The organism is Kocuria palustris (genome assembly GCF_016907795.1).
Taxonomy (GTDB): Bacteria; Actinomycetota; Actinomycetes; order Actinomycetales; family Micrococcaceae; genus Kocuria; species Kocuria palustris.
The window spans coordinates 881,737-891,351 of record NZ_JAFBCR010000001.1 but is presented as its reverse complement, the minus strand read 5'-3'; the positions used below and the strand labels follow the sequence as shown (position 1 = coordinate 891,351).

General features: G+C 71.9%; 5 protein-coding genes. 4 read left to right on the top strand and 1 reads right to left on the bottom strand.

The window, feature by feature from the left end; translation table 11 throughout:
* Positions 1-62: 62 nt before the first annotated feature.
* Together JOE55_RS03840 and JOE55_RS13290 are read left to right on the top strand one after the other, a co-directional pair.
* Positions 63-845 (top strand): alpha/beta hydrolase family protein, encoded by a 783-nt coding sequence (locus tag JOE55_RS03840; protein WP_204782083.1) that lies wholly within the window; start codon positions 63-65, stop codon positions 843-845.
* Positions 846-914: 69 nt separating this feature from the next.
* Entirely contained in the window at positions 915-1,043 is a 129-nt protein-coding gene (locus JOE55_RS13290) for a hypothetical protein (protein ID WP_275580794.1), read from the top strand.
* Between the two features lie 86 nt (positions 1,044-1,129).
* Here the strand turns inward: JOE55_RS13290 and JOE55_RS03835 are convergent, their stop codons facing one another.
* Positions 1,130-3,214, bottom strand: coding sequence for a WecB/TagA/CpsF family glycosyltransferase (locus tag JOE55_RS03835; protein WP_204782082.1), 2,085 nt, complete (start codon positions 3,212-3,214; stop codon positions 1,130-1,132).
* 619 nt (positions 3,215-3,833) lie between these two features.
* On the opposite strand from JOE55_RS03835, the gene JOE55_RS03830 reads away from it, so the two are divergent.
* Positions 3,834-5,537 (top strand): alpha/beta hydrolase family protein, encoded by a 1,704-nt coding sequence (locus JOE55_RS03830; RefSeq protein ID WP_204782081.1) that lies wholly within the window; start codon positions 3,834-3,836, stop codon positions 5,535-5,537.
* A gap of 191 nt (positions 5,538-5,728) precedes the next feature.
* Entirely contained in the window at positions 5,729-9,472 is a 3,744-nt protein-coding gene (gene mfd, locus JOE55_RS03825) for a transcription-repair coupling factor (protein ID WP_204782080.1), read from the top strand.
* Positions 9,473-9,615 lie beyond the last annotated feature (143 nt).

Sequence of the window (9,615 nt, the reverse complement as noted above, 5' to 3'; positions counted from 1 at the left end):
AGCGGGGCGGGTCGGGCGAGGGATCGCCGTGACCGGGCCCGGTCGAATCGTTTCGGGGAGAGATGATCGATGGACAGCCCACATGGACGGGAACCGGCCGAGAGGCAGTGCTGGCGTGGATCCACGCGCCCGAGGACGGGACGAGCCGCGGCATCGTGGTGCTCGGCCAGCCTGCCGGACGCGAGCAGGTGCTGTCCCTGCTGGCCGTACGGCGGCTGGCCGTGCTGCTGGCCCGGCGCGGCTACACGGCCGTCCGCTTCTTCTGGCGCGGCACCTCGGATTCGCAGCCGCTCTACGGGGACCCCGATCTCGTCGGACGCTGGCAGGACGACGTCCGCACCGTGATCTCCCACGTCCGCGAGTCCCGCGGCCTGCCGCAGGTCCCGGTGCACGCGATCGGCTACCGGATCGGGGCGGCCCTGCTGGCCAGCATGTCCGGGGAGCTCGGCACCGTGGTGGCCTGGGAGCCCGTGGGCGGCAGCGCCTTCGTGCGGCAGTGGACCCGCATGCGCGCCGCGCTGGCCTCCTCCACGTGGCAGCGCGACGGCGAGGCTGATCTTCTGAGCCTGACCCTGACCCGTGCCCAGGCCGAGAGCCTCAGCGGGCTGCCCGCTCCGAGCCCCGAGAACGCAGCGATCGTGAAGGAGAAGGACCGCCGACGGGCGAAGGCCATGTACGCCGTCGAGCCGTTCGACACCCATGTGCACGACGACGTCCTCGACCTGGTCATGGATGCCCTGCCGGAGCACCAGCCCGTCCACGGCGGGCTCGTCTCGGCCCCGGTGCGCGAGATCAGCTGGGACGACGAGCACGGCGTCCGGCTCCACGAGCGCCTGATCAGCTAGTCCAACGAGGCCCTGCGCGCAGGACGGCTCGAGGAGGCCGAGCAGAAGCTGCTGCTGTCCGCCGAGCTCATGCCCGCGCAGAAGCGCGTGGCCGTCAAGGCCCGCATCGCCCGCATGCCCGGCGGTATGCAGCTCCTGCGCCGGCACCAGGACCAGACCGACTCGATGGTCGACTACGACCCGGCGATGGGGCGCTGAGCGCGTCACGAAGCTCGGGCGGCGGCGGACGGCCGCCCGAGCACGCGGCGGGCCCCTCGCCTATGTCGGGCAGGACGACGGCGCCGTCAGCGGCGCAGGCGCAGCCGCTCGCTGAGCACTGAGCGGGCGATGACGCCCAGGAAGCGCGGACCGCGCCCCAGGTAGCGCGAGGCCATGCGCCGAGGCTCCTGCACCAGACGCCAGGTCCACTCGCCGCCGATCATCTGCAGAACCCGCGGAGCGCGACGGCGGGTGCCGGCGGCGAAGTCCACGGCGGCTCCTGCTCCCACGAACACCGCCGGAGGAAGCTGCTGGCGCCAGTGCTCGAACCAGGCCTCCTGTTTGGGCGAGCCCAGGCACAGGAAGACCAGTGCGGGATCCAGCTGTGCCAGTCGGTCGATGACCTCCTGCGAGAGCGGGTCGTTGACGCCTCGCATATACGGGAAAGGAACATGGTGCAGGTCGGCTCCCGGGTGCTCTCGGCGCAGCCGCTCGACCGCCGCGGCGGCGACATCGTCGGCGCCCCCGGTGATCACGATGCGCCATCCCCGGGCTGCGCTCACAGCCGCCGTGTGGGGCAGCAGATCCGCTCCGGTATGCCGCTCGGCCTGGGCCAGGCCCAGCAGCCGGGCCAGTCCCACGAGCGGCATGCCGTCCACCAGTCGCATGGAGGCCGTGCGGTAGGCGGCCAGCAACGCCGATGACGTGCGCAGCGTCAGGACATGATCCACGTTGGCGGTGACCACCAGTTCGGGGCGGTCGGAGTGCGCCAGCCGGTCCAGCTCGTCGTCGACCTGGCCCTCGGTTCCGACCATGAACTCCATGCCATCCAGCAGAAGGCGATCTCCCAGCACCTGGAAGCTCGGGCGGAACGAGGGCTCGAGCGGCTCCGGGCGCGGCATGAGCCGCTCGACGACGGCCGGGGCGGACAGCGCAGCGACAGCCGTGCGCAGGCTGTCGCGGTCCAGCTCGAGGCAATCGCGGATCCGCGCGGCGAACTCACGGGGATCGCGCGACGACGTGAACCCCGTGCGCCCGTCCTGTACGAGTCCTGCGGGGTCGGCCCCCTCTGTGGAGATCACGGGCAGCCCGGCAGCCAGCGATTCGACGATCACCGTGGGGAAGCCCTCGTACCCGGGGTAGGTGGTCATGAGGAACGCGCCCGACGAGGCCTGGACCCGCGCCACCTCCTGCGGCTCGACTCGCCCGTGGATCGTGATCCGCCCGGCGACCTCCCGCGGCAGGTGCTGGATCCGCTGTGCCAGGGCATCGCTCTCCGTTCCGGGCCCGTAGAAGTGCAGGGACCACGGCGTCTCCGGATCCTCGCGGACCAGCTCGGCGAACGCCTCGACCGCGAATTCCGGTGCCTTGAGCTTCTCGATGCGTCCGATCCACACGAGGCGGTGGGGGTCGCGCTCGGGCGCCTCCCGACGGGCCTGCTCGACCAGCTCGGGGTCCCACCAGGTGGTCGCCGCGCGGGCGCGCGGGGCGACCCGTCGCACTGCCTCCAGCCGCGCCGGACTGAAGACCCGGACATCCACGGCCCTGCGGATCACGAGGTCCTCGAGCCGGGGGTGGATCTGTCCGGCGAAGCGCCAGAAGGAATCGGAGGACTTCCCGGTGGAGCCTGATACCTGGGTGTGGATCACGTAGGCCAGCGGGATCCGCAGCAGCGTCGACAGCGTCAGGGCTGTGTCCATGCGGTGGCATTGCATGCGCCGTGCCGGGGGCAGCGCCTTCCGATGGCGCAGCACCCCGGCCACGAGCCGGAGCGTATGGGGCATCCGCCGCGCCTGATCCGCCGGGTCCAGGCTTACGACGGGCAGGAACCGGATTCTCCGCCCGCCGAAGTCGTGGGTCTCCCACCGGCCGATGCGCTCAGGGTCCCCGCCCGCAGTGGTGTCCACCCCCACGACCGCCACCGAGATCGCGGGGTCGAGGTGGCGCAGGATGCCGCGGATCACGGTGTCGATGCCGCCGGGGGAGGCCCGGGCCGCATCGAACTGGTGGATGATCAGCCAGTCCACCTCGTCGCAGGGACGCCTCTGGGATCGGCGTGCCCCGGGGCTGTCCTGGACCGGTGTGTGTGCGCTGCGCTGCTGGTCGAGGGCCGCTGACGCGGCGTCCTCGCGGGCGTCGGCCCTCTCAGCGGTGCTCGATGCAGATGTCATGGTCGTTGCGGACCCTTCCAATGAGGGGCCTTGCCGAGTAGGCGCGAGGACGCGCAGCGCGCCGTCGCGTCGGGTCCCGGCCGTCGCCGGCATCCCCATGCCCGCGGCGGATCAGCCCGATGAGATTCCCCCTTGCGGGACCGATCCGGCTCTGGGGCGACGGACGGCCCTCAAGGCAGTATACCAACCGAGCGGTTCCGTCGCGGAGCTGACATGGGACGAGACGGAGCTGTCTCCTGCTGCCCGGCGCGAGGGCGCTTGAGTGAGTCCCCTCTGTGACGCTGCCGCCGGGACTAAGGCTGCTCGACCCCGATACGCTGGAGGCCAGCCATGCCGTGAAGAGTCGGCCTGGGGGCGCGTGGGGACGCGGTCCCGAGCGGAGGGAGCATCCACACCGACGGCGCAGCCGCGGCATGCAGGTCCGCACATCGGAGGCGCGCAGCCACGGGGAGAGGGGGAAACAGCCATGGTCGAGGCGATTCGAGGGCCCGGCTGCGGGTCGAGAGGGCGCCGCCCAGCGGGAGTCCCGCAGCGCTCGGGTGAACGCCGAGCTGAGCTCCCCTCTCCGAACGCCCGTGAGAGCGCCGGGCCGGATCCGGTTCTGGGCACGGCCCGATGGGTGCCCTCGAGCACGGACGGCGAGGCGCTTGCGGTCCACGTCCACCGTCCATCGGACGGTGCTGTGCGCCGGGCCCTCGTCCTCGCGCCGCCCATCGGGCGGGAGCAGGTGATCTCCTACCGCACCCTGCGCGTGCTAGCCATCCGGGCGGCCTCGCAGGCCGGGGCGGTGGTGCTGCGGCCGACGTGGAGCGGGATCGGCGAATCGACGGGGCCGCTGCCGTCCGAGCCCGCGAGTGCTTGGCGCGCGGATCTGCTGCGGCTGATCGCCGCCGCGCGGGAAGCGGCGCCGGGAGCAGAGGTCACGGTTGTGGGCCTGCGTCTGGGCGCTGCGGTGGCCGCGAGCGTCGTGGACGTGCCCGGCGGTGCGGAGCGCACCGTCGCCTGGGAGCCGGTGTCCGGACGGCGCTTCGTGCGCGAGCACCGTGCACTGCGCCGGATGTCGCTGGAGACGGCGGAGTCCCCGGAGCGGATCGAGCTGCCCGGTCTTGTCCTGAGTCCGGAGCAGGCGGATTCCCTGAAGTCGCTGAGGCTTCCGGCCGACGATGTGCTGCAGCGCCGAGGCGACGTGCGCGTCGTGCGCGCCGGCGAGCACCAGCGAGCGCAGGCCGAGGGCATGTACGCGGTCGCCTCTCGGGATGCCAGAGTGCCGCTGGGGCTCGTGGACGAGGTCATCGCCGCCGCGATGCCGGCACAGGGCATGCGTGATGTCGTCGCACCGGACGACGACGCGGGGGCGCCGGAGCGGCGATGGCCGAGGCACTGGGACTCGCCCGCACGCAGCGGCCTCGTCGGCGTGCGCAGCGAGTTCGTCGCTGTGGGCGAGCACCTCCTGCCCGGCGTCCTGGCTCGGCCGGTGCCTGGTGCTCGGTCGTCGCGGCCGGAGGACGTGCCGGCGGACGAGCGGCCGGGGCATGCGGCGGGGTTGCTGCTGATCGCCGCCGATGCCGAGCCGATGGACGGCCCCACCGGGCTGTGGGCCCGCATGGCGCGCGAGCTGGCAGGGCAGGGCATGACGGTGCTGCGCGCCGAACGCCGTGGAATCGGCGAGGCGGGGGACCCCTCCTGCCTCCGCGAGCCGATGCCGTACACCGAGGAGGCGGTGGAGGATGTGAACCGGTCGGCAGCCTGGCTGCGCCGTCGGGTCGACGGCCCCGTGGCCGCCTCCGGGCTGTGCTCCGGAGCATGGATGGCGCTGAGGTGCGCGGCGGAGCTGGACCTGGTGATCCTCATCAACAACATCGCCTGGAGTCCTGAGGGCGGTTATTACTGGCGCTACTACCGTGATGGAGCCATGCAGCGGCTTCTGGGAGGGCGCGAACGGCTCAGCCGGGACCCCGAGGGGCGGCGGGCCCGACTCAAGGAGCGGCTCAAGGCCATGCGCGCCGCGGTGCTCAGGCGGGCGCCGCTGTGGCTGCTCGAGGCGGCAGCCCGAACAGGACAGGTCCAGTCGGTGAGCCAGATGTTCCGAGACTCCTCCACCATGCCTCCCGTGGATCTGCACCTGGGCGACGGCGATCGGGAGACCTTCGACATGGCGGGCGGTCTGCGGCAGGTCAGTGCTCTGAGGCGCCGAGGCTTCTGCCTGCGAGTCATGTTCCTCGGAGAAGCCGATCATGCCCTGCTGGCCGATACGAGCCGACAGCGCGCGGCTGCGGCGTTGCATCGCAGTCTGGGCCTTCCGGAACCCGAGACCGGAGACTGACCCGGTTGCTGCCGCGCGACGCATGGGCGTCGGCGGCTCGGAGTAGCCTGGTCGTCCAGCCCCGTCGATGTGCCGCCCCTTCGGCGTCCACGTCGCGCGCCGCTGGCAGCGGGCAAGGCTCCTCACCCGAGGGCCCGCCCGCTGCGAGCGCAGGGCGCTTCGCCATGCCGTCTTCAGGAGTCCCGCAGCACATGTCCCTCACCGGCCTCGCCGACATCCTCGCCCAGGAGCCCTCGCTGGCCACGGCCCGCGCCCAGGCGGGCGTGCGCCCTGCGGAGCGCTCCGCCGAGACCGTGATCAGCGTGGCCGATGGCATGCGCCCGGTGCTGATCAGCCAGCTGCTGGCGGGTCTGCGCAGCGCCCCGGCCTCCGACGGGCAGCAGCCGGTGCTGCTCGTGGTCACCGCCACGGGCCGGGAGGCCGAGGAGCTCGAGCAGCAGCTGCCGGCCTGGGCCCCGCAGGCTCAGGTCGCCTCGCTTCCGGCCTGGGAGACGCTGCCGCACGAGCGGCTCTCGCCGCGCTCGGACACCGTGGGCCAGCGCCTGGACGTCATGCGCCGGCTGGCTCACCCGGAGCAGGGGGCGCTGGATGTCGTCGTGGCTCCGGTGCGCGCGGTGCTGCAGCCGGTCGTGGAGGGCATGGGGGACCTGCAGCCGGTGATCCTCGAGCGCGGGGCCGAGCAGTCCTTCGACGACACCGTCCGGGCCCTCGCCGCTGCCGCCTACTCCCGCACGGACATGGTCTCCCGCCGCGGCGAGTTCGCCGTGCGCGGCGGAATCATCGACGTCTTCCCGCCCACCGCCGATCACCCGGTGCGCGTCGAGTTCTTCGGCGACGAGATCGAGGAGCTGCGCTGGTTCGCGGTGGCCGATCAGCGCACCCTGCGCAGCGGCGAGCACCCGCAGCGCATCGTGGCTCCGCCGTGCCGCGAGCTGCTGATCACCCCTGCGGTGCAGTCGCGCGCCGCCCGGCTGAAGGACCGCCTGCCCGGGGCGGAGGCCATCCTGGAGCGCATCGCCGGCGGCATCTACTCGGAGGGCATGGAGTCGCTGGCCCCGCTGCTGGCCGATCGCATGGTGCCCGTGCTCTCGCTGCTGCCGGCCGGGTCGATCGTGGTGGTGCAGGAGCCGGAGAAGGTCCGCGCCCGCGCCGAGGACCTGGTGGCCACGAACGAGGAGTTCCTGGCCGCGGCCTGGGAGTCCGCGGCGGACACCGACCAGGCGCCGCTGGACGTGGCCCAGGCGCAGGCGCTGGACGACGACGGCCGCACCCTGGCCTCGGGGTCCTTCCACACGCTGGCCCAGACCCGCGAGACCGCTCTGGACGCGGATCTCGGCTGGTGGTCCACGACGGCGCTGACCGTGGGCGCGCAGCTCTCCGAGGTCGATGCCGACACCGATGAGGCCCTGGTGCGACTCATGGACACCGACGCCGACACCCTGACCGTCTCGGGGCGGGCACCTCGGCGCTTCGGCGGCGATGTGGAGGCGCTGCTGGAGCACCTGGGCGCTCTCGTGCGCGAGGGCTGGCAGGTCGTGGCCGTGACCGAGGGCCCCGGGCCGCTGCAGCGTCTGTCCGAGCTGATGGGCAGCGCGGACATCCCCGCCGCCCGGCACGAGTCCCTGGAGGCGGCGCCCACCGCCGGCGTCGTCGAGCTGACCACGGCCAGCGTGTCCACCGGCTTCGTGCTCGACGACCAGCGCGTGGCGCTGCTCAGCGAGGCCGACGTCCTGGGGCGCTCGTCGTCGTACGCGGCCAAGGGCAAGACGGCCCTGCCGCAGCGGCGCCGGCGCAACGCGGTGGATCCGCTGGCGCTGCAGCCCGGCGACTACGTGGTCCACGAGCAGCACGGCGTGGGTCAGTTCATCGAGCTGATCGCCCGACCGATCGCCGGTGCGGTGACCAAGCCCGGGCAGCCCAAGCCGCAGCGCGAGTACCTGGTGCTCGAGTACGCCCCGTCCAAGCGCAATGGGCCCAAGGACCGGCTGTTCGTGCCCACGGACCAGCTGGACCAGATCTCGACCTATCAGGGCGGGGAGGCCCCGGTGCTGTCCAAGATGGGCGGCTCGGACTGGAATGCCAAGAAGCGCGCGGCCAAGCGGGCGGTCAAGGACATCGCCGCCGAGCTGATCCGCCTGTACTCGGCGCGCATGGCCACGCGGGGCCACGCCTTCGGCCCGGACACCCCGTGGCAGCGCGAGCTCGAGGAGGCCTTCCCCTACATCGAGACCCCCGATCAGCTCACCACGATCGACGAGGTCAAGGCCGATATGGAGAAAGAGGTCCCCATGGACCGCCTGATCTCCGGCGACGTCGGCTACGGCAAGACCGAGGTCGCGGTGCGTGCGGCCTTCAAGGCCATCCAGGACGGCAAGCAGGTCGCGGTGCTCGTGCCGACCACGCTGCTGGGCCAGCAGCACGTCGAGACGTTCTCCCAGCGCTACTCGGGCTTCCCCGTGCGCGTGGCGGGCCTGTCCCGCTTCCAGACCGCCAAGGAGTCCAAGGAGATCCTGGCCGGTCTGCGCGACGGCTCCGTGGATCTCGTGGTGGGCACCCACCGCCTGCTGAGCAAGGAGGTCCAGTTCAAGGACCTCGGCCTGATCATCGTGGACGAGGAGCAGCGCTTCGGCGTGGAGCACAAGGAGAAGCTCAAGGCCATGCGCACGGACGTCGATGTGCTGTCCATGTCCGCGACCCCCATCCCGCGCACGCTCGAGATGTCGCTGACCGGCATCCGCGAGACCTCCACGCTGGCCACGCCCCCAGAGGAGCGCCACCCCGTGCTGACGTACGTGGGCGCCTACACGGACCGGCAGGTCACCGCCGCGATCCGCCGCGAGCTCATGCGCGAGGGCCAGGTCTTCTTCGTGCACAACCGGGTCTCGTCGATCACCCGCCGCGCCTCGGAGATCGCCCAGCTGGTCCCGGAGGCCCGCGTGGCGGTGGCGCACGGGCAGATGTCGGAGACCGAGCTCGAGCAGATCATCCTGGACTTCTACGAGAAGCGCTTCGACGTCCTGGTCTCGACCACGATCGTGGAGACCGGCCTGGACATCGCCAACGCCAACACCCTGATCGTCGACGGCGCGGACAAGTACGGGCTCTCGCAGCTGCACCAGCTGCGAGGGCGCGTGGGCCGCGGCCGCGAGCGGGCCTACGCCTACTTCCTCTACGACGTCGAGAAGCCGCTGACCGAGACCGCCCTGGAGCGGCTCAAGGCCGTGGCCGCGCACAACGAGCTCGGCGCCGGCCTGCAGCTGGCGCAGAAGGACCTCGAGATCCGCGGTGCCGGCAACCTGCTGGGCGGCGAGCAGTCCGGTCACATCCAGGGCGTGGGCTTCGACATGTACCTGCGCCTGGTCGGCGAGGCCGTCTCTGAGTTCCGCGGCGACGAGGACACCGCGCCCACGGAGATGAAGATCGAGCTGCCGGTCAACGCGCACCTGCCGCACGACTACGTCCCGGGGGAGCGCCTGCGCCTGGATGCCTACCGCACCCTGGCCCAGGCCTCCGACGTGGACGGCATCCGCGAGGTCGAGGCCGAGCTGCAGGACCGCTTCGGCGAGCTTCCGGAGCCGGCTCGGCTGCTGCTCGAGGTCGCCCGCCTTCGTGTGATGGCCCGCTCGGTGGGCCTGTCGGACATCGCTGTGCAGGGGCCGAGCATCCGCTTCGCCCCGGCCGATCTGCCCGAGTCCAAGCAGATGCGCCTGCAGCGCATGCACCCCGGATCCAAGATCGTGCCGGTTCCGGGGGCCGACGCCTCCGGTGCCCGTCAGGTCCTGATCCCCAAGCCCAAGACGGCGCGCGTCGGAGGCAAGGACCTCACCGATGCCGCCGTGATCGACTGGGCTCGCCAGGTGCTCGTGTCGATCTTGGAGGCGCAGGAGCCGCAGGCATCGTCGAGCACAGCGCAGGCGCAGAGCGGTTCGCAGTGATCCCGACGTCGTCCCACGCCAGGGCGCAGATGTCCTCTACTGTGCGGAAGCTCATCTACTTCGGCTATTTAAGGGGACATGTCCGCTTTTCTGCACGGATCGCTACCTGATCGAGGACATCTCACCTATTCTGCTGAAGGTTG